Origin of the sequence: Chloroflexus aurantiacus J-10-fl, from assembly GCF_000018865.1 — a bacterium.
GTDB classification, from domain to species: domain Bacteria; phylum Chloroflexota; class Chloroflexia; order Chloroflexales; family Chloroflexaceae; genus Chloroflexus; species Chloroflexus aurantiacus.
This window is the reverse complement of the sequence record NC_010175.1, coordinates 4,622,173-4,641,760: the sequence shown is the minus strand read 5'-3', so window position 1 is coordinate 4,641,760 and position 19,588 is coordinate 4,622,173. Positions and strand designations below refer to the sequence as shown.

Here is a 19,588-nt window from a genome sequence, read left to right as displayed (position 1 = left end):
TCAGGCGTAAACCGCACCAGCGGGCGGGGAAAAAACCGTTTTGCGTTACAGGGTCGCGCGATTGGTATACCATGGTAGCTCCACGTGCAATGATTGCTGGTAATCTAGTATAACAGATTGTAGCGCGTCTGTTGTGCGTTATGCGTTCGTAATGTACGCAAAACGTGGAACGCTGTTGTGACTCCGGGCCGGGCTGGTGGGGCAAGTATACACAATTGACGTAGGGAGCTGATGAGGATGAGCAATCCCACGTACCAGGCATACTGGTGTTAGCTGTGTTCTGCAAGGGGTGGCCAAGCATCTCTACTGGTGGGAAAGATGAGCAAGCCGGGGAAGGTGGTGCAAGCGATTTACCACCTTCCCCTCTCTGCCTGCTCAGCCGCGAGGAAAGGAGAGTGAGAGTCGGCAAGCACACACGCTTCATCTCGATCCAGCCCAACATCGGCAAGTGCGGTTGGATCGTTGCGCGGTTCGAGATGGGTGAAGACCGTGCTGTTTGGCACCGCAGCCCGCACTGCCGCTTCGACCTGCTCGGCCATCGCGTGCGCCTGTTGGATACTCCAGGTGTCGGGTACAAGAAGGTGAAACGAGATAAAGCGCCTTGCGCCTGATTGACGGGTACGCAGAGCATGGTAATCGCACCCGTAATTGTTGAGATCGGCGAGCGCATTGTGGATTGCCGCCAGCTCGCTCGCCGGCAAAGCGGTATCCATCAGCCCCAGGACAGCACGGCGTACCAGCCCGATTCCGGTGAAGGTAATATTCACCGCTACTGCCAGTGCAATCAGCGGATCGAGGACATACCAGCCGGTGAGAGCGACCAGACCAATGCCGGCCACCACTGCCAGCGATGTCCAGACATCGGTCAGCAGGTGTTGACCATCAGCTTCGAGGGTGAGCGAGTCGTGGCGCCGTCCGGCCCGCAACAGAACGATGGCTACGCCACCGTTGATCAGGGTAGCAATACCGGCGACCAGCAAACCGGCGACGGTATGATCGAGTGGTTGTGGAGATAAAATGCGCTGAATGGCTGTCCAGCCAATCCCCATGGCGGCAATAATGATGAAGACACCTTCCAACGCACCGGCAAAGTATTCGGCCTTGCCGTGCCCGTAGGCGTGCTCTTCATCGGCGGGGCGCGCGGCAATCGTTAACATAATCAATGCAATAACAGCCGCAGCCAGGTTCACCAGCGATTCGAGGGCATCGGCCAGAATACCGATTGAGCCGGTCAACCAGAATGCGCCTGATTTAAGACCAATGGTCGCGATGGCAGCGCCAATTGCGAGCCAGGCATAGCGGGTTAGCGTTTGTCGTTGACTCACCGTTGTGCTCCGCGTTAGTTCCACGTTTCACCAACCAGAATAGCCGGATCATGGCGGTTTTGGCAAGATCGCAGCCGAATCTTCGGGAAGCGCAATCGGTAATTTTGTGAAGGCGAAACTTTCAGATACGGGGCGACATGCACCTCTGTGGCCTCTGTGTCTCGGTGGTGAAACATCCTCTCGCGCTATCACGCTCTCGTGTATACTACGAGTAGTATGGACAACAAGAGTGCAATACCTGGCATAAGTGAGTAACGCTATGAAAATCTACACACGCACCGGGGATGCCGGTGAAACAGGTCTGTTTGGCGGTCAGCGGGTTCGGAAAGACGATCTGCGAGTGCAGGCGTATGGCACAGTTGACGAGTGCAACGCAGCGCTTGGTGTGGCCCGTGCAGCCGGCCCTGATCCGGCACTCGATGCTGTACTGGCTGTTGTGCAGAATCAGCTTTTTGTGGTTGGGGCAGACCTGGCGTCACCCGGTGAGTCGCCGTACATTCCGCGCGTCTCTGCTGAGCTAACCTCGTTTCTGGAAGAGCAGATTGACGCAATGGAAGCCGAATTGTCGCCGCTGAAGCAGTTCATCTTGCCCGGTGGGCATCCGGTAGCAGCGCATCTCCATCTGGCCCGCACGATCTGCCGGCGGGCCGAACGGGTGGTGGTGACGCTGGCTACCGAGGAAGAGGTGCGGCCTGAGATTTTAACCTATCTCAATCGTCTGTCGGATTTTCTGTTCGTGGCAGCACGGATTGCGAACGCCAGGGCTGGAGTGAGTGATGTGCCCTGGCAGAAGTGATGATGGGAGCAAGAGGGTATCTCTGCTCGCGGATCGTTGGCGTGGGTGGTAGTGGGGCGGGTTGAGAACCCGCCCCTACGGTAGCCGGGTACGCCGGGTGGGTTGCGATACACCCCCACCCTAACCCGCCCCCGCTGGGGGCGGGAATGTTCATCAGGACACGGGCACGACATGCGGTCATGGATGACGAGCGCGCCGGAGGCGCGTGCTCCCAGGGGATACCCCGGCAGCAGGTGTGGTGATAGGGGCGGGTTGAGAACCCGCCCCTACGGTAGCCGGGTCTGCCGTGTGGGTTGCGATACGCCCCCACCTTAACCCGCCCCCGCTGGGGGCGGGAATGTTCATCAGGACACGGACACGACATGCGGTCATGGATGACGAGCGCGCCGGAGGCGCGTGCTCCCAGGGGATACCCCGGCAGCGGGTGTGGTGGTGGGGCGGGTTGAGAACCCGCCCCTACGGTAGCCGGGTCTGCCGTGTGGGTTGCGATACGCCCCCACCCTAACCCGCCCCCGCTGGGGGCGGGAATGTTCATCAGGACACGGACACGACATGCGGTCATGGATGACGAGCGTACCGGAGGCGTGCGCTCCCAGGGGATACCTCAGCAGCGGGTACCAAACCGCAGACAATTCACTCCACCCGTTGTAGACATAACAAATGGACGGCGCAAACCGTCCATTTTCCTCCCTCCTACCTTCTCACTTCTATCTTCTATTTTCTATCTTCTATTTTCTATCTTCTCACCCACCCAATATCCGACTAAAAAACATCGGATCGAACAGATAGATCGCTCCTCCCGCAATGGCAAGCGCCAGCACAATCGCCAGCACGACGATCAACCAGCGCGGCGGCGTTCGACGCAAGACACGGGTGTTGACATTACCAACGGTAAATGAAAATGAGGGCGACTTCTCGTCAACCTGATACCGTTTCCGATATTCGGCTTCGGCTGCCGACGAATCAATGCCGAAGAAAGAGGCGTAGGCGCGCATCATCCGAACTGCTGCCGGGCCGCGCGGTAGCAGCGACCACTGCTCATCTTCAATGGCCTGCAGGTAGTACATACGAACCTTAATTTCATTTTCGACCTGCACCAGCGTCAGGTGTCGCCGCTGACGTTCGGCGCGTAGGCGTTGCCCAAAGCTGGCCTGCTCTTCACTTTCAGTAAGCTGGCGAATGTCAGCCGTGCCTTCAGTGCTGCGCAACAGAGCCAGCTCTTCCGCTTCGCTCATAAACACCGATTCGCTCTCCTCATCGGCAGAGCGACGTCGTGTTGGTTGGGACATTGTTTGGGTTGCTCCTTCTGTATCGATTTTCGGTTGGGGTGGCGTCAGCACCGGCGCTTCCGGTAACATCCGCGCCTGAATCCGGGCCAGTAGTTCGCCAGTGCGGTATGGTTTGGCGACGTAATCGGTCGCGCCGGCGGCAAATGCACGCATCACGTCTTCTTCCAAACCGGCCTTACTGAGAACGATAACCGGTTGCAGTGCCGCCAGTCGCGGCAGGGCATCCCAGCCGGCCCCTTGTTCTGTGCGAACCTCTAACAGCACCAGATCAGGCTGCTCACGAACGCAGGTGTGCTCTGCCGATTGCAGAATATTGCTGGTCAAGACCCGATAACCGGCCTCTTGCAATTGCTCTTTCAATTTTGCCATGAAGGCAACATCATCGTCTATAATAAGGATGGTGCGCATATGATGATGAGTGATCAATAGCGAACGAACGTCTTCGCACGTTGCGTCATTATACCACGTCCGCCTATGCAAACACGTTACGATGTCATTGTGGTGGGTGCCGGCCACGCCGGATGTGAAGCCGCGCATGCTGCGGCCCGGTTGGGTTGCCGGACCCTGTTGTTGACTATTGATCTGGACAAGCTGGCCCATATGTCGTGTAATCCGAGCATTGGCGGGCCGGCGAAAGGCCATCTGGTGCGCGAGATCGATGCGCTGGGTGGTCTGATGGGTCGTATTACCGACCGTAGCGCAATTCAGATTCGGCTGCTCAATGAGAGTAAAGGGCCGGCGGTGCAATCGTTGCGGGCGCAGTGTGATAAGCGGCTGTACGCCCGCCTGATGAAAGAGACGCTTGAACGGGTGCCCAATCTCGATCTGCGCCAGGCGATGGTTGAACGGATCGCCCCACCGAACGCCGACACCCAATGTTTCACGGTGACGACCCACACGGGCTGGCGGTATCTGGCACCGGCAGTGATCCTGACCACCGGTACCTTTCTGCGGGGCCGGGCAATCACTGGTGAAGCGATGTGGGGTGCCGGTCGCGCCGGTGAAGCGCCGGCCATGGCGCTCAGTGAAGACCTGGCGGCACTCGGTTTTCCGCTGGTGCGCCTCAAGACGGGGACGCCACCGCGCCTTGCTGCGGCGACGATAGACTTCTCGCTGACCGAATTGCAACCCGGCAGTGACACACCGTTGTCGTTCGGCCACTACTATCCCGAACTTGGTGAAACAATTCCGCCCCCTGAATACCACGGCCCGCCAGCACCAGTCTACCCGCACCCACAGCTCGACGGCTGGCGACCGCAGTTACCCTGCTATCAGGTGCATACGACGCCCGAATTTCACGCAATCATCCGCGAAAACCTGCACCGTGCCCCCCTCTTCAGTGGGATCATTGAAGGCGTCGGGCCGCGTTATTGTCCGAGTATCGAAGATAAGATTGTGCGCTTCGCCGACAAGGAGCGGCACGGGCTGTTCCTGGAGCCGGAAGGCTGGACAACGTCAGAGGTCTATGTACAGGGGTGCAACACCTCGCTGCCTGAAGACGTACAGTGGGCAATGCTGCGTTCGATCCCGGCGTTACGCAATGTCGAATTAATGCGGATCGGCTACGCTATCGAGTACGATGCAGTCGCGACCGGTGAGATTACTGCCGACATGCAGACGCGCCGGCTACGTGGATTGTTCTTCGCCGGGCAGATCAACGGCACCACCGGCTACGAGGAGGCGGCAGCGCAGGGATTGATGGCAGGGATTAATGCGGCCCACTATGTGCAGGGTAAGCCGCCGGTGATTTTGGGGCGAGCCGAAGCGTACATTGGTGTCTTGATCGATGACCTGACCACCAAAGAGATTCGTGAGCCGTACCGCATGTTTACCTCGCGGGCTGAGTATCGGCTGCTACTGCGTGGAGATAACGCCGATCTGCGCCTGACGCCACTGGCGTATCGGCTTGGACTGGTTGACGGTGAGCGGGCAGCGGTCGTGGAAGCGCGACGACAGCAGACCGAGCATGCATTGCAGCAGATGCGTGAACGTCGCATCTTCCCTTCAGCAGCGGTTAATGCCAGCCTGGAAGCACACGGGATCAAGCCGATCAGTCAACCGGTTACCGTTGCCGAAGTTCTGGCCCGACCCGAAGTCCGGTACACACAATTGCGCGATGCACTTCCTGACTTACCGGCGCTCAGTGATGCGGTGATCGAGCAGGTGGAAATCGGTTGCAAATACAGCGGCTACATCGCCCGTCAGGAGCGTGAAGTGGCACGCATGCAGAAGATGGAGCATCGGCGGATTCCACCTGATTTTGACTACACCTCATTGCCGGGTTTACGTAATGAAGCCCGACAGGTGCTGATGCGTTTCCGTCCGGCGACGTTAGGCCAGGCCGGGCGGCTGGCCGGAATCAATCCGGCAGACGTAGCCATTATTCTGTTCGCGCTTGAGCGCCGGCAGGGAGATCAGGTGGCGAGATGATACCCTCCCCCTGACACCCCACCCGTGTCGTGCTATGCATTACCCACATGTCACCCTGCGTTAGGCCGGACTGCAAGCGCTCCCCGTGGCACGGGTGGCGTGGCGCAGGCTTCCAGCCTGCGTGCAAGCATCCTCGCCACTGCCGTCAGGTGCTGGTCGTGGCCGCTGGTGTGCAGGCATAAATCTATTGCAACAAACCGTCTACGGCAGGTAGCTCATGCATGCCTGACCAACTCGATGATCGAAGCGAGCACATCCAGCTCTCCTCCAGCTCTCCCGTGATCAGGATGGGTAACGGTGTACCACGCGCCGGATCGTGAGCACGGCTGGCGCGGCAGCATGGCTGCCGCACTCCAAACCTTGCGCCACGCGCATGAAGAGCGGGTACGGCAATCCATTCAGCATGTGATAGCACGGCTGGTGCAGCGCACTGCCACCGAGGCGGTCGCTCACAACAGCGCCAATAGCGATCATACCAGCCGATACGCACGTGGTTGACACCAGTTATGGGTAATGCATAGCGTGTCGTAGGAGTGGGAATTGCACCTCAGAGACACTGAAAACACAGAGATATTCTGAGTCCTTGCACTGGTGATCATTCCCGGCGCAGTGTGGTGAGGGAATTGCACCACAGAGCCACAGAGAACACAGAGATGTTCTGTATCCTTACGCTGGCGGTTATTCCCGGTGCAGTGTAGTGAGGAATTGCACCACAGAGACACTAAGTGAACAGAGATAGTGAATGTGAGCATTGTTTCCGTAAGGAACTGCTCAGCAATGTCGAGTCGCTGATCCGATCTTTACGTAATGCGCATGAACGCTACAGTCTGCTTCAAGTATCCGATCAAGATATGATTGTCCGCCAGACCGAAACCCTTCTGAGTCTGACGCAAGCATTGCAAGAACAGATACCCCCTGACGTCCAATCACTGACTGAAGCGCAAGCCGACGTCTTATACGAAACAATTGAGACGATTGAAGAGCAACGTGAACAATTCTCAGCCCAGGCAATGGAGTATATTGCGGACATGAAGGCGGCTACACAGCGCCAGATAGCCATCGAAGTGATGGCAACGTTTACCGGTATTGGGGTAGCGCTGGCAGGCATGGGGGTACTTACGCTGTTCCTGCTCTGGCTGATCGAGCGCTCGATTGTCCGCCCCTTGCGGCATCTCTCTGCTGCCGCAGCAGCGCTGGCCGAAGGGCGCTCTGATCAACCAATCACCATTACCAGTGAAGACGAAGTCGGTGCACTACAACGAGCGTTCAACCAAATGACCGACACAATCCGGCGGCAAACTCGCGATCTGGAACGGCTCTACCAGCAGGCAATTCAGTCCCGCGATGCAATCGAAGCCGCACACCGACAGGTGTCGGAACAACTGGCAATTATTCAGCAGCAACGCGATGCTATTCGCGAACTAAGCGTACCGGTGCTACCGATCAATCGCGACACCCTGGTGATGCCGCTGGTTGGAGCGCTTGATACGGCACGCTTGAGCCAGGTACAGGAGCAGGCGCTTGGACGGCTTGCCGCGACCGGCGCCCGTCGATTGTTACTCGACGTTACCGGTGTACCGGTGATCGATACCCAGATAGCGCAGGGGTTAATCCGGGTAGTACAGGCTGCACGCTTGCTTGGGGCACAGGTCGTCCTGGTCGGTATCCGCCCTGAAGTTGTGCAATCAATTGTTGGCCTTGGTGTGCATTTGAATGGTATTCGTTCGTTTAGTGACCTGCAGAGCGCTCTGAAATTGTCAGGAGATCAGGGATGATCCGCCTCACACAGCAACAGATCAACCACGGCGTTTTTGGCTTCCTTACCGGATTGGCCGTCATTGCACTTTTTCTTGCATTCTTTCCCGAACCACTATTGTCAACCATTGTGTCAGTGCTTGCAGGTCTGGTTATTAGCGGTGGCCTGTGGTTTGCCTACTGGCGTGGGTGGGAGCCGGCACGTCCATTGCTGATCATTCTACTCACGGTGATTGTCGCATTTGGAACCGATGAAATATTCATTGATGCACGATTCCATCATTTGCTCTACACTATTCCGGCACTGGCACTGGTGTTGACCAGTCCATTCTGGATTGCAGCAAGCGCACTAACACTACTGGTCACATTTGCTTACCGGGCGGGTGGTGGTCCCTATGTCAATCCTTTCGAGCTGGTAACGTTTGCGTTTATCGTCGGCGGCATGATCTTCAGTCGTTTGGCGATTGATAATGCTCAGCACCTGGAGGCGGCAAGACGCGAGGCAGAAGAAGCCCGTGCGTGGGCTGAACAACGGGAACACGAACTGGCTGCGCAGGCGGAAGAGCTGGCGCAACGTAACACCGAACAGCAACGGTTGCTCGAACTGGTATCCGTGCTTGAGACACCAACCATCACGCTGGCGGAGGGTGTGCTGATGGCCCCGATTGTGGGCGCACTCGATAGCCGACGTGCTCAGGCGCTAACGACGCGCCTGCTTCAAGAAGCCAATGCCCGGCGTGCCCGTCGTGTCATTCTCGACATCAGTGGGGTGAGCGCAGTTGACACCCAGGTTGCGCAGGCGCTGATCCAGACTGCGCGGGCGCTGCGTCTGCTCGGTTGCCAGGTGATCCTTACCGGTATTTCGGCCACGGTAGCAATGACGCTCACGCATCTGAATGTGGCTATGGAAGGTATGATAACGACCCGCTCGCCGCAAGAGGCGCTGGCAATGCAGTAGCAGCAACATCTGGAACGCGAGGGGGGCGCTGAGGTCATTGCACCACAGAGGCACTGAGAACACAGAGATGGCGGATGTATGCCTTGTTTCCGTTCGGTAGGGGCGCACGGCTGTGCGCCCCGATCCTGTTAACTTACAGAACATGCTCGTCCCTGGGAGCGCGAGCCTCCAGCTCACACGTAACAAGTTGCACATACGCCAAGAGCTATACAGCCGCTGTTATACACCAGCACTGCCCTGGGAGCGCGAGCCTCCAGCTCACACGTGATAAAATGTACATACCCTAAAGTCTCCTACATCCTATACCCTAATATCCTATATCCTATTTTCTCTATCCTATTTTCTCTGTCCTATTTTCTCTGTCCTATTTTCTCTGTCCTATTTTCTCTGTCCTATTTTCTCTGTCCTATTTTCTCTGTCCTATTTTCTCTGTCCTATTTTCTTCCCTCCCCTCACCACTTGCAGACTCCGCCATTTTGTGCTACATTAAAGGCCGTGCGGGCGTAGCTCAGGTGGTAGAGCATCTGCCTTCCAAGCAGATGGTCGCGCGTTCGAGTCGCGTCGCCCGCTCCACTGGCGAACTGTCCCACCTGTTGCGGTGGGATGTTTTATTTGCGGTGATAATCCGGTTGTCGATGTGCGACAACGGAATGAAGACGGACGGTGGTTCCCTCGTGTAGCAGGCACTTAATTTGACATAAAACTCTGTTCTATTCTCAATTGTGGAGGTTACAATGAACCGAACTCAGCAGAGCCGACTATTTCCAATCATTGTTGGTGGGTACGGCGTGCTGTGGGCAATCTTCGGGCTGATCGCTCTTGTTTTTGGCCTGATTAACCTATCAGGGCGTGGGATGGAGGGGCTGGCTGCACAGGTCGGGATTGTGTTCTTCGGTGTGCCTTCGCTGGTCTTCGCTACTCTGCTGCTGGTGTGTGCGGTTGGTCTCTGGCATGAACGACGCTGGGCGTTGATGATGGCGCTGCTGCTCGCGGTTATTCAGTTGCTGGTTGGTGTTTTGATCAGTTTCGTACCTGCTGAGATAGCGTATGCCGGTATCGCCGGCGCACTGATGGCCGCGGTAGCACTGTGGTATATCGTCAGACGGTTGCGGGCTGGTGGGTAGGATGCAGCACGCCCTCCTGGTCACGGGGATGCCGGATGTGTTCGTGACGATCATCGAGTCGGCCAGGCATGCATGAGCTACCTGCGCGTAGACGTTTGGTTGCCCCAGGTTCGTGCCTGCACACTATCCGACGACCACTTACCGGCTCCTGGCCCGGCGGCAATGTGCCGCCCCAGCCGTGCCAGCACGTGCTGGATGGAGTGCCGTACCCGCTCGTCATGCGCGTGTCGCGCGGTTTGGAGTGCGGCAGCCATGCTGCCGCGCCAGCCATGCTCACGATCCGGTGCGTGGTAGGCCGTTACCCATCCTGATCACGGGAGAGCAGGATGTGCTCGTTTCTTATTTCGCCCCACCACCACCCTGCACTGCGCCCCGTGATGTGATATACTTGTATTACTCGCTTCGTGTATCTCACTGTTGACATAACAACAACGATGCCTGCCGTCCTGACCCTTGAACTTACGCCGACCACCGATCAGTGTTACGAGCTGCGGTTGTAACTGGAGAGCGATGACCAACGTCATCGTCCACCTCAGACCTTCCCCTGTGGGCCGCTCGATGCCGATGCGCTGCGTGCCTTGCTGGGCAGTGACCCCGATGCCTACGGTGCAGCACTGTGCCAGGCGCTGTTTGCCGACCCGCAGGCGGTTGCCAAATACTGTGAGTTGCGGGCGGCAGCGCTGAATCGGAACAACAGCCGCGCCGTGTCGGTGCAGCTCATTGTGCCCGCTGCGTTACAGGGGTTGCGCTGGGAGTTGCTGCGCGACCCGGTGAGCGGGCAGCCGGTTGGGTGCGATGCTAACGTCTGGTGGTCGCGCTTGTTGCCGGTTGACCACACGATACCACTCCCACCTGCCCCGACCAGTGTCCGGCGGGTGTTGCTGGCAGTGGCCGACCCGGTTGATGTGGCGACCTATCGCCTGCCAGGGATTGACGCGGAATACACCGACCTGCTCCGCAGGGCACTGGCCGATTGGGAGACGTCAGTGATCAGCGCACATTGGGATGAGGTGCGGTACCAGTTGTACGCCGGCTACGATGTGCTGGTGCTGGTGGCCCACGGGACGCTGGTTGAGGGGCAGCCCTGGCTGTTCCTGGTCGACGAGCAGCAGCGGGTGGCACGGCGATCCGGTGCCGATCTGGTGGCGATGCTCAAGAGTCTTGGTGAGCGTTGCCCACGGCTGGTGGCGTTGATCAGTTGTGCCGGTGCCGGCGACGATGACCGACAGCCGTTGACGGCGCTGGGGCCGCTGTTGGCCCGCAGCGGCCCACCGGCAGTGATTGCCGCGTATGGTAATCTCTCACTGGCGACGGCTAAGCGCAGTACGGTCAGATTGACCGTGCCCTCAACGCCGCCCGCCTGGCCGCCCGCAATGATGACCGCTCCGACTGGTGGGCATTGACCCTGTTCAGCCGGTTGCGCAACAGCCGGCTCTGGGTGTCTGCGCCGGCCCACCAGCCCGACAGCGCACCGTTTATGGTAGCCTACCAGCGCAACCGACTCTTCCGGGGGCGGGATAAAGAGCTGGCCGACCTCGAACGATGGCTGTGCGGGGATGAGCAGGTGACGGTAGTGATCAATGGCATGGCCGGCGTGGGCAAGAGCCAACTGGCCAGCGAGTGTGCCTACCGGCTCCGTGACCACTTTCCCGGTGGGTCTTCTGGCTGTCGATGGCTAACCCTGAGGACATCCAGGCCCAGGTAGCACTCTGCGGCGGGCCTGAGGGGATGAACCTGCCCGGCTGGGACGGGTTAAGCCTGGAGGATCGGGTGGCTACCGTCAAACGGGCGTGGGCGATGCCGGTACGTCGCCTGCTCATCTTCGATAACCTGGAGGACAGGGAACTGCTGGCGCAGTGGCGGCCAAAAACCGGTGGTGGGCAGGTGCTGGTCACCAGCCGGCGCGGTGACTGGCGGGCAACTGATGGTGTCACCGAATTGCCGTTGCGTCCGCTGGATCGGTCGGCGAGCTATCAGGTCTTGCTGGGACCACGGGCGTATGAACAGGAACGACCGGTTGAGGCGTTGCTGGCCGATCCGCAGCAGCAGGCGGCTGCCGATGCGATCTGTGACGAACTGGGAGACCTGCCCCTGGCGCTGGCGCTGGCCGGTGCTTATCTGGCTGACAATCCCCGGCTGGCGCTGGCCGACTATCACCGGCGGTTGCAGGAATTGTTACTGGCCGACCCGGCGCTGACTGACGCGATGGCGGCTGAAGCTGGCCTGCCAACCAGATATCAGCGCGGCGTTGCTGCCGCACTGACCCTGAGCTATGCGCAGCTTACCCCAGAGAAGGATGCCGCAGCGCTCAGCCTGTTCCACCGGCTGGCCTGGCTGGCCTCGCTACCGATTCCAGAGGCGCTCCTGACCGCGCTGAGCGATGGTCAGGCCCCCGATCCGGCCCTGCGTCGGCTGCGGGCAGTTGGGCTGATCGACCGCCGCGAAGTACAGCTCCACCGCCTGATTGTTGCCTTTGGCCGTGAGCGTGATCCGGAACTGGCAGTGACTCTCAGTGACACTGTGACGGCAGTGCTGGCGGCGATGGATGACCAGGACCTGGATCGGATGCCGCTGGCGGGGACACCCTACCGGCCACATCTGGAGGAGCTGTGCTGGCATACGGATCGGCTGGCGGATGTGCTGGCGGCCCGGCTGCTTATGCAAACAGGCCGGTTGCTCGATATTCAGGGGGAGTACGCGGCAGCCCGCCCGCTGTTGGAACGGGCGCTGGCGATCCGAGAACGCAGCCTCGGCCCCGACCACCCCGATACGGCCACCAGCCTGAACAATCTGGCACTGTGCTTACAGGCGCAGGGGGCGTATGCAGAGGCCCGCCCGCTGTTGGAACGGGCGCTGGCGATCCGAGAACGCAGCCTCGGCCCCGACCACCCCGATACTCGCATCATCCGAAAAAATCTGACAGACCTGAACAAAGAGTAAGCAGAACTTGTTATCACATCCCTGGCGGTAATAGCTCTAGTGCAACATAGCATCCGATATGTTGCACTGAAATATACCCGACAGAACAGCCAGAAACCTGCGTTTGTAGAGTTACTGTTTCACTTTTTTTGGTGCCTTATCTTGAGCAGCGTAGGGCGAAACGCTAGAACCTAATCCCCGTGACCAGCACAGTCAGCGGTGGCCACGCGCTGGGTCGTGAGCACGGCTGGCGCGGCAGCATGGCTGCCGCACTCCAAACTTCGCGACACGTGCATAATGCGCGGGTAAGGCACCCAATCCGGCGTGCGCTGGCGACGGCAATGGTTGTCAGTTCTTCCCACAGCTTTTAGGAAATATGTTCTACAGCGCTGTTACCTGCTCTGCTATTGAACGACCGGCTGGTGGGCCACACGCACGCTGTTTGCTGGTACCATGAAGGAAACGAAGGTATTGCGATATTCACCCTAACCATACAGCAGATGCTCATTGTTATCCAGGAGTTGTTTATGTCAACAAATGGCAGGGAACCAGCAGCGGCTCGAAATGTGTTGGGTGGCCCGCTGGTACTGTGCAGTCAGCAACCGCTGACCGGTTTTTTCCGGACAGGCTGTTGTGACACCGGCCCGCACGACGCCGGTTTGCACGTCGTCTGTGCGCAGGTCACGGTGGAGTTTTTGCATTTTAGCCGTGCCCGTGGCAATGACCTGATCACGCCCCGACCCGAATATCGCTTTCCAGGGCTGAAGCCGGGTGATCGCTGGTGTCTCTGCGCGCTGCGCTGGCTGGAAGCCTATGAGGCCGGCGTTGCGCCGCCTGTGATCCTCGCGGCAACTCACGAAGCTGCGCTGACGGTGATTCCACGCGCAGTGCTGCTGGCACATGCGTTGGATGTGCAGGAAGACGCGGGCACGGTGTAGTCTGATCGCCGCGTTAACACATCTCTACCTTTCGGCTGATGCCGGTCTAACGGAGCTATGCTATGCTGTAAATGGCGCATCAGCAGAGAAGATGACCGTCCATCCGCCGGTTCTGTCCGGCTTGCGGCTGCGTGAAGCAGCGTGTGCGAGCGATGACTTCCCGTTGTGGATTGATGCGCCTTGGGGAAGCGTCACGCACAGATGTACGGTTGTCGGTGAGAGGAGCATGTGTATGTTTACCCGTTTTCTGAAGTTCTTGCGTCGGCTTGGCCAGATTCACCCGGCTGTGATCGCTATCGCGCCTGATCGCACGTGGTAGAGAGTACGGTACAATGAACGAGATGGTATTCGTTCATTGAACAAGGAGCGCACCAATGGCCCGTGTCGGTATCTATGGCGCAACCGGGTACACCGGGATTGAGCTGATCAAACTGCTCTCCCGCCACCCGGAGGTTGAGATAGGCTTTGCAACCGCTCGCTCTGCTGCCGGGCAGCGCCTGAGCGAGGTCTTTCCGATCCTGAGCGATCTGCGATTGACCGCGGTGGAGGAGGTCGATCCGGCGACGGTTGATCTCGTCTTTACCTGTCTCCCCCACAACACCCCCGATTTGATTCCCATCGTGCAACGAGCGCTGGCTGCGGGTGCCAGAGTGGTCGATTTCTCCGACACCTTTCGCATCAGTGATCCGCAGGTCTACGCTGCGCGGCGCGGAAAGGAACATCCGGCACCGGAGTTGCTCGCCCAGGCCGTGTATGGATTGCCTGAGCTGCATCGCGAGCGAATCCGGCAAGCGCGGTTGGTTGCCAATACCGGCTGTTACCCATTGACCGCCATTCTGCCGCTGGTGCCACTGGTGCGCGCCGATCTGCTCGCCGACTCGACGGTGATTGTTGATAGTAAGTCAGGCGTCTCTGGCGCCGGTCGCTCGCTGTCGCTCAAGACCCACTTCGGCGAAACCCACGAAACGTTCAGTGCCTACAATGTTGGGCGTGTCCATCGCCATCTGGCCGAAATGGAGCAGGAGACCGGCCTGCATATCATCTTCGCCCCCCATCTCCTGCCGGTCTTCCGTGGCATCCTTTCGACAATTTATGTCAACTTAAAGCCGGGGGTTGACGAGGCAACGCTGGCCGCAGTCTATGCCGATGCCTATGCGGCTGAGCCTTTCGTCCATGTCTTGCCGGGCGGACGGTTGCCGGAGCTGCGCCACGTGCAACACACGAATCACGTGGTGATCGGTTATCAGATGGTTGAGCCAGGGCGGGCGATTCTGGTGGCTGTGATCGATAATCTGGTGAAGGGGGCCGCCGGTCAGGCAGTGCAGAATATGAATTTGCTGCTGGGGTTTGCTGAGACGGTGGGGTTGATGGGGTAGGGGCAGGTTATATGTCTACCTGCCCTGTACAGCGACGCTGAAACTATGAAGACACCGATAGCATACCATCCACAACGGAGAGAGGTCCTGCCGTTCGATGCGCCACTCCCGCAAGAGGTTTTGAATATTGCTACCAGATCGCGAAAAAACCTTCTACCATGGCGTGGTCAGTTCTCCCCCCAACTCGTGGAGGTACTGTTGCAGTCATACGCTCCCCAGGGTGGAACGGTTCTCGATCCCTGCATGGGAAGTGGAACTGTGTTGTACGAAGCTGCTCATCTAGGGTCACCCGTTTACGGTATTGACGTTAATCCTGCGGCTTACGTACTTGCCCGGCTTTACGAGTGCTGCACACTGCCGGTGGCTGAACGATATAATCTTGTGCGTAACGCAGAAGACCTGCTCGCACGGGCGCATCCGAACGCTTTTGTGATGCCGTTGTTCAGACACCCTACTCATCAACAGATGCATAGTTTCGATTGGGTGCGGACAATTCCAGATGTTCAGATAAGAATTCTGCTCGACGCTCTTGTTGTCATGCTCAATGGGGATGCATCTGATGAGAATGCACTTCACCAGGCATGGACATCGGTCCGTCGCATTATTCTGAACCTACCTTACAGTAAGACGCCGATCAAAGCGCTATTTGGCGACGCTCGCCGAATAGACCTTCCCGACGAATCGGTTGATTTCGTACTCTCTTCGCCGCCCTACTTGAACGTGTTCAATTATCACCACAACGCCCGGACCGGTATCGAGGTACTCGGTTGGAATCCATTGGTTGCTGGACAATCAGAAATCGGTGCCAATCGGAAATTCAGGCAAAATCGTTTTTTAACGGTCGTCCAGTATTGTATTGATATAGCGCTCATGCTTGCCGAGATATGCCGTGTGGGCAGGAGAGCTGCTCGCATTATTCTTGTCCTCGGACGGGAGTCACGTGTGCAAAAGACCCCCTTTGCTAACGGTTACATTGTCGAGCAGATTGCGGTTCGTGCACTGGGCATGCATATCCATTTGAAGCAGGAACGTTTTTTCAGTAACAGATTTGGGCAACGAATCTATGAAGATATTCTCCATCTCACCCCGCCTTCGGATCGGAAACTACCCTCGCAAGACCTGCTCATCCAACAGGCACGTTCCATTGCCGGTGAGGTTCTGAATGAAGCGCTTGAGCGTACTCCCGCTGACCGGAGGATATTTCTCGCTGATGCAATAAACCGCCTTTCTGAGATACTTCCATCACCAGTGTTGGATCCAACGAGAATCAGAGAAGTACCGTTATGATGTATCCTGCTCCGCATGGCAATAAGTTACGTGCTCTTTTACAGAATGAAAAGTTACCATCTGGTGACAGAGATCGCATTGAACGAGCTATTAGTCGTTATCAGACATGGCGCCAAACTCTGATTAACTTACCTCGCGGTACCAGCGATGTTGTGAAAGAACAGTTCGCTTATTGAATGAATATCGGTTATTTCTTGATCTCGATATTGTATTTGATAGCGAAAATGACTTTTTGTACCGACAAAAAGGTCAGCTTAAGCTTGACAACACTGTTATTGAAGAGTTTTTGCCGGTTTTGGTATCGATAGCGTTTCCTGATTTTCCAGATACTCTCGATCTGGGAATGAAATCGTGCTTTGGCGCAATATATTTTACATCGACCGCAGGAATAATAAGCACATCACCCAAAGCAAGAATACGAACGAAGGATCATGACTTTACTATTTCCAGGCAAATGTACCTGAAAGCATCATTCGATCCTCGCTACGCTCAGGGGGTTGATCAACTTGAGGTGAACCTTGCTTATCTCTGTGCTGAATGTAAGACAAATCTGGATAAAACAATGTTTCAAGAAGCCTGTGCCACAGCGCATGATGTCAAAACGGTGGTTCCAGGCGCAAAATACCTGATCATTTGTGAATGGCTTGACATGATCCCGGTAAGTACAGCGGGTACAGACGTTGATGAAGTTCTTATTCTCCGTAAAGCCAGACGTTTGGGAGCGCAGACTCGTAGTCTCTTTGCGTCATATGCAGGACGTGTAGCCGGACGGGAGTTGTATGCCAGGTATCTCAACGATAATCCCTTCGCTGTGGATGTGTTCGAGCGATTTTTGACACATGTGAGGTTGCTCCTTGAAGACCGCAGTCCCGATGAACGTGATGTGCTTGAGCGCGGATGGTTTTAACGCAGTGTAGACACAAGAACTGCCCCGTCGGGCACAGAGGACTGTTGTGAGGTAGGGGCTGCGAGGTAGGGGCAGGGACAATCCCTGCCCCTACCAGATTCTTCAGTACAATTATGTCAACGCCTTCTCGGTTTCGCGGTCGAAGATGTGCATCTTCTCCATGTCGAAGACCACTTCGATGGTATGGCCGGTGCGAGCGTTCGAGCGCGGATCGAAGCGACCGATAAACTCTTTGCCGCTGTTCTCGACGTAGGCGTAGATTTCTGCTCCCATCGGCTCAACCACGTTAACCGCTGCGTGAACCTTCGCCCGTTCGTCAACACCACGGGGCACGAAATGCGCATCGTGCAGGTCTTCGGGGCGGATGCCGAAGTAGACGTTCTTGCCGATGTGGCTGCTGACGTGATCGAGCTTGCTTGCCGGCACCGGCAAGACGAAATCTTTGCCGACGACCACACTCACGCCGCCATCGGTGCGCTCCAGGCGCGCCTCGAAGAAGTTCATCGCCGGGCTGCCAATGAAGCCGGCCACAAACATGTTGGCCGGGTGGTCGTAGAGGTTCTGGGGTGTGTCGAGTTGCTGCAAGATACCATCACGCATGACGGCAATCCGTGACCCCATGGTCATCGCCTCGGTCTGGTCGTGGGTCACGTAGATGAAGGTGGTCTTGAGGCGCTGGTGGAGCTTGCTGATCTCGGCGCGGGTCTGCACGCGCAGCTTGGCGTCAAGGTTGGAGAGTGGCTCGTCCATTAAGAAGACGGCGGGATCGCGGACGATGGCGCGGCCCAACGCAACACGCTGGCGCTGACCACCCGAAAGCGCTTTGGGTTTGCGGTCGAGGAGGTGGCCGATGCTCAGCATCTCTGCCGCTTCCTTTACCCGGCGGTCGATTTCGGCTTTGGGAACGCGACGGAGTTTGAGACCGAAGGCCATGTTGTCGTAGACGCTCATGTGGGGGTAGAGCGCATACGACTGGAAGACCATCGCGATGTCGCGATCCTTGGGTGGAACGTCGGTCACATCACGGTCACCGATGAAGATGCGGCCCTCGGTGATCTCTTCCAGACCGGCCAGACAGCGGAGAGCGGTTGACTTTCCGCAGCCCGAAGGACCCACCAGCACCAGAAATTCACCGTCGGCAATGTCAAGGTCGAGATTCTTGAGCACGGTTACTTCGCCGAAGCGCTTCCAGACGTGGTCATACTTAATCGAGGCCATTTCCTGACTCCTTTTGTGAGGCGAGACGCCTCGCCACAAGAACCGATATATTCCTCAACCGGCTGCACGCACCGGCGCAGCGGTGGAGTGACGAACGATCAGGCGTAACGGCAGGAGGGTTACATCCGGCACGTTGCGCCGTTCAACCAGCCCGATCAGATGCCGGGCAAGCACCGTACCAAGCTCGCGATGTGGAGCGTGGAGCGTGGTAAGCGGCGGATAGGTGTGGGCGGCCAGGGGTAAATCATCACAACCAACAACCGAAACATCCTTCCCCACCGTCAAACCGGCATCGCGGATGGCGTGCATGGCTCCAAAGGCGAGCGTATCAGACGCCGCCAGCACTGCTGTCGGTGGTGTCCGCATTGCCAGCAGCTCCTGCATCGCATTGACGCCATCGTCTTCACTGCTTCCGGCTTCGATCACCAGCGCCGCTTCACGGCGGAGGCCATGGGCATGGAGTGCTGCCCGATAGCCAGTGTAGAAATGTTCGCTCACACTGAGATCAGAGGCGGCAGTGATGAGGGCAATGCGACGATGACCGAGCCGCGCCAGGTGATTGACGGCCTGTTCAGCGCCGGCACGGAGATCAAAACCGGCAACCGGGCAGGAAAGACCGGGGGTCGGCGCGCCGATGGCAATGGTGGGAACGCCGGCAGCCGCCAGACGCGCCGGTCGCTCGTCGTTGCGACGGAGATCGAAGATGACCAGACCATCAACCCGACCACTACGGGCCAGCCGCAACGCCAGTTCGTCTTCGGATTCGGCAGGAGTGGGGGATGCGATCAACAGGCAATAACCGGCGGTGGTAGCTGCCTCGCTCAAACCGGCCAGGAGTTCGGCGGTCGCCGGGTCGGCCAGACGACCGGCAATGCCGGGAGCGACAATGCCGATGGTGTGCGAGCGGGTGCGCAGGGCACGCGCGCTGTGGTTGGGCTGATACCCCAGCTCGGCGACCGCAGCCAAGACGCGCGCCCGGGTTGGTTCACTGATCACACCGGTCCCGTTGAGGACATAGGAGACGGTTGCGGTTGATACCTGTGCCCGGCGCGCAACATCTTTGATCGTAGCCACGGTCTTCTCGCTCGTTAGTTAAACGATTAAGCGGTTAATCGATTAAGTGGAGTATAGCACGCGGATGTGTTGATGTCAAGGGATGAGTTCACCACAGAGACACGGAGGACACAACAGAGGATGTGGCGGTAGAAGTTATCTCGTTAATCATCTCATGATCGTGACGAGAACAAACAGTATTGCCGTGACCGG

Annotated in this window: 18 protein-coding genes and 1 tRNA gene; 14 read left to right on the top strand and 5 right to left on the bottom strand. The window is 57.8% G+C overall.

Annotated features, from left to right (window positions below):
* Positions 1 to 350 precede the first annotated feature (350 nt).
* Positions 351 to 1,325 (bottom strand): cation diffusion facilitator family transporter, encoded by a 975-nt coding sequence (locus tag CAUR_RS18185; protein ID WP_012259301.1) that lies wholly within the window; start codon positions 1,323 to 1,325, stop codon positions 351 to 353.
* Positions 1,326 to 1,584: 259 nt separating this feature from the next.
* Between CAUR_RS18185 and CAUR_RS18180 the strand changes: the two genes are divergently transcribed.
* Complete coding sequence (locus tag CAUR_RS18180; protein ID WP_012259300.1) at positions 1,585 to 2,121, top strand: cob(I)yrinic acid a,c-diamide adenosyltransferase; 537 nt, start codon at positions 1,585 to 1,587, stop codon at positions 2,119 to 2,121.
* A gap of 743 nt (positions 2,122 to 2,864) precedes the next feature.
* Here CAUR_RS18180 and CAUR_RS18175 read toward each other — a convergent pair.
* The gene (locus tag CAUR_RS18175) at positions 2,865 to 3,818 is read right to left on the bottom strand and encodes a response regulator (protein WP_012259299.1); all 954 of its coding nucleotides are present in this window, start codon (positions 3,816 to 3,818) and stop codon (positions 2,865 to 2,867) included.
* A 66-nt stretch (positions 3,819 to 3,884) separates the two neighbouring features.
* On the opposite strand from CAUR_RS18175, the gene CAUR_RS18170 reads away from it, so the two are divergent.
* The 6 genes from CAUR_RS18170 to CAUR_RS18145 all read left to right on the top strand — a co-directional run bounded on the left by CAUR_RS18170 (position 3,885) and on the right by CAUR_RS18145 (position 9,677).
* Complete coding sequence (locus CAUR_RS18170) at positions 3,885 to 5,840, top strand: tRNA uridine-5-carboxymethylaminomethyl modification enzyme MnmG/GidA (RefSeq protein ID WP_012259298.1); 1,956 nt, start codon at positions 3,885 to 3,887, stop codon at positions 5,838 to 5,840.
* 339 nt (positions 5,841 to 6,179) lie between these two features.
* Complete coding sequence (locus CAUR_RS21310) at positions 6,180 to 6,338, top strand: hypothetical protein (RefSeq protein WP_157866485.1); 159 nt, start codon at positions 6,180 to 6,182, stop codon at positions 6,336 to 6,338.
* Between the two features lie 227 nt (positions 6,339 to 6,565).
* Positions 6,566 to 7,615 (top strand): HAMP domain-containing protein, encoded by a 1,050-nt coding sequence (locus CAUR_RS18160; RefSeq protein ID WP_012259297.1) that lies wholly within the window; start codon positions 6,566 to 6,568, stop codon positions 7,613 to 7,615.
* Entirely contained in the window at positions 7,612 to 8,553 is a 942-nt protein-coding gene (locus CAUR_RS18155) for an STAS domain-containing protein (protein ID WP_012259296.1), read from the top strand. Before CAUR_RS18160 ends, CAUR_RS18155 begins: the two co-directional genes overlap by 4 nt.
* Positions 8,554 to 9,050: 497 nt before the next feature.
* A tRNA-Gly gene (locus CAUR_RS18150) sits at positions 9,051 to 9,126 on the top strand.
* A 161-nt stretch (positions 9,127 to 9,287) separates the two neighbouring features.
* Positions 9,288 to 9,677 carry a hypothetical protein gene (locus tag CAUR_RS18145; protein ID WP_012259295.1) on the top strand — a complete coding sequence of 130 codons (390 nt, stop codon included), beginning with the start codon at positions 9,288 to 9,290 and terminating at the stop codon, positions 9,675 to 9,677.
* Positions 9,678 to 9,754: 77 nt separating this feature from the next.
* Here CAUR_RS18145 and CAUR_RS18140 read toward each other — a convergent pair whose 3' ends face one another.
* Positions 9,755 to 9,931 (bottom strand): hypothetical protein, encoded by a 177-nt coding sequence (locus tag CAUR_RS18140; RefSeq protein WP_157866483.1) that lies wholly within the window; start codon positions 9,929 to 9,931, stop codon positions 9,755 to 9,757.
* A 324-nt stretch (positions 9,932 to 10,255) separates the two neighbouring features.
* Between CAUR_RS18140 and CAUR_RS18135 the strand changes: the two genes are divergently transcribed.
* The 7 genes from CAUR_RS18135 to CAUR_RS18105 all read left to right on the top strand — a co-directional run bounded on the left by CAUR_RS18135 (position 10,256) and on the right by CAUR_RS18105 (position 17,104).
* The gene (locus CAUR_RS18135) at positions 10,256 to 11,080 is read left to right on the top strand and encodes a CHAT domain-containing protein (RefSeq protein WP_012259294.1); all 825 of its coding nucleotides are present in this window, start codon (positions 10,256 to 10,258) and stop codon (positions 11,078 to 11,080) included.
* The gene (locus tag CAUR_RS18130; RefSeq protein WP_012259293.1) at positions 11,077 to 11,382 is read left to right on the top strand and encodes an ATP-binding protein; all 306 of its coding nucleotides are present in this window, start codon (positions 11,077 to 11,079) and stop codon (positions 11,380 to 11,382) included. The genes CAUR_RS18135 and CAUR_RS18130 overlap by 4 nt, the downstream gene beginning before the upstream one ends.
* Positions 11,349 to 12,617: a tetratricopeptide repeat protein gene (locus CAUR_RS18125; protein WP_242604969.1), complete on the top strand. Its 1,269-nt coding sequence runs from the start codon at positions 11,349 to 11,351 to the stop codon at positions 12,615 to 12,617. The genes CAUR_RS18130 and CAUR_RS18125 overlap by 34 nt, the downstream gene beginning before the upstream one ends.
* 506 nt (positions 12,618 to 13,123) lie before the next feature.
* On the top strand, positions 13,124 to 13,534 hold the full coding sequence (locus CAUR_RS18120; protein WP_012259291.1) for a DUF2237 family protein: 411 nt from the start codon (positions 13,124 to 13,126) through the stop codon (positions 13,532 to 13,534).
* 374 nt (positions 13,535 to 13,908) lie between these two features.
* Positions 13,909 to 14,910 (top strand): N-acetyl-gamma-glutamyl-phosphate reductase, encoded by a 1,002-nt coding sequence (gene argC, locus CAUR_RS18115; RefSeq protein ID WP_012259290.1) that lies wholly within the window; start codon positions 13,909 to 13,911, stop codon positions 14,908 to 14,910.
* A 45-nt stretch (positions 14,911 to 14,955) separates the two neighbouring features.
* Positions 14,956 to 16,197 carry a DNA methyltransferase gene (locus CAUR_RS18110; protein WP_012259289.1) on the top strand — a complete coding sequence of 414 codons (1,242 nt, stop codon included), beginning with the start codon at positions 14,956 to 14,958 and terminating at the stop codon, positions 16,195 to 16,197.
* A 172-nt stretch (positions 16,198 to 16,369) separates the two neighbouring features.
* On the top strand, positions 16,370 to 17,104 hold the full coding sequence (locus CAUR_RS18105) for a Bpu10I family restriction endonuclease (RefSeq protein ID WP_012259288.1): 735 nt from the start codon (positions 16,370 to 16,372) through the stop codon (positions 17,102 to 17,104).
* 111 nt (positions 17,105 to 17,215) lie between these two features.
* Here CAUR_RS18105 and CAUR_RS18100 read toward each other — a convergent pair whose 3' ends face one another.
* The gene (locus CAUR_RS18100) at positions 17,216 to 18,322 is read right to left on the bottom strand and encodes an ABC transporter ATP-binding protein (protein WP_012259287.1); all 1,107 of its coding nucleotides are present in this window, start codon (positions 18,320 to 18,322) and stop codon (positions 17,216 to 17,218) included.
* Between the two features lie 54 nt (positions 18,323 to 18,376).
* Positions 18,377 to 19,396 (bottom strand): LacI family DNA-binding transcriptional regulator, encoded by a 1,020-nt coding sequence (locus tag CAUR_RS18095; protein ID WP_012259286.1) that lies wholly within the window; start codon positions 19,394 to 19,396, stop codon positions 18,377 to 18,379.
* Positions 19,397 to 19,588 lie beyond the last annotated feature (192 nt).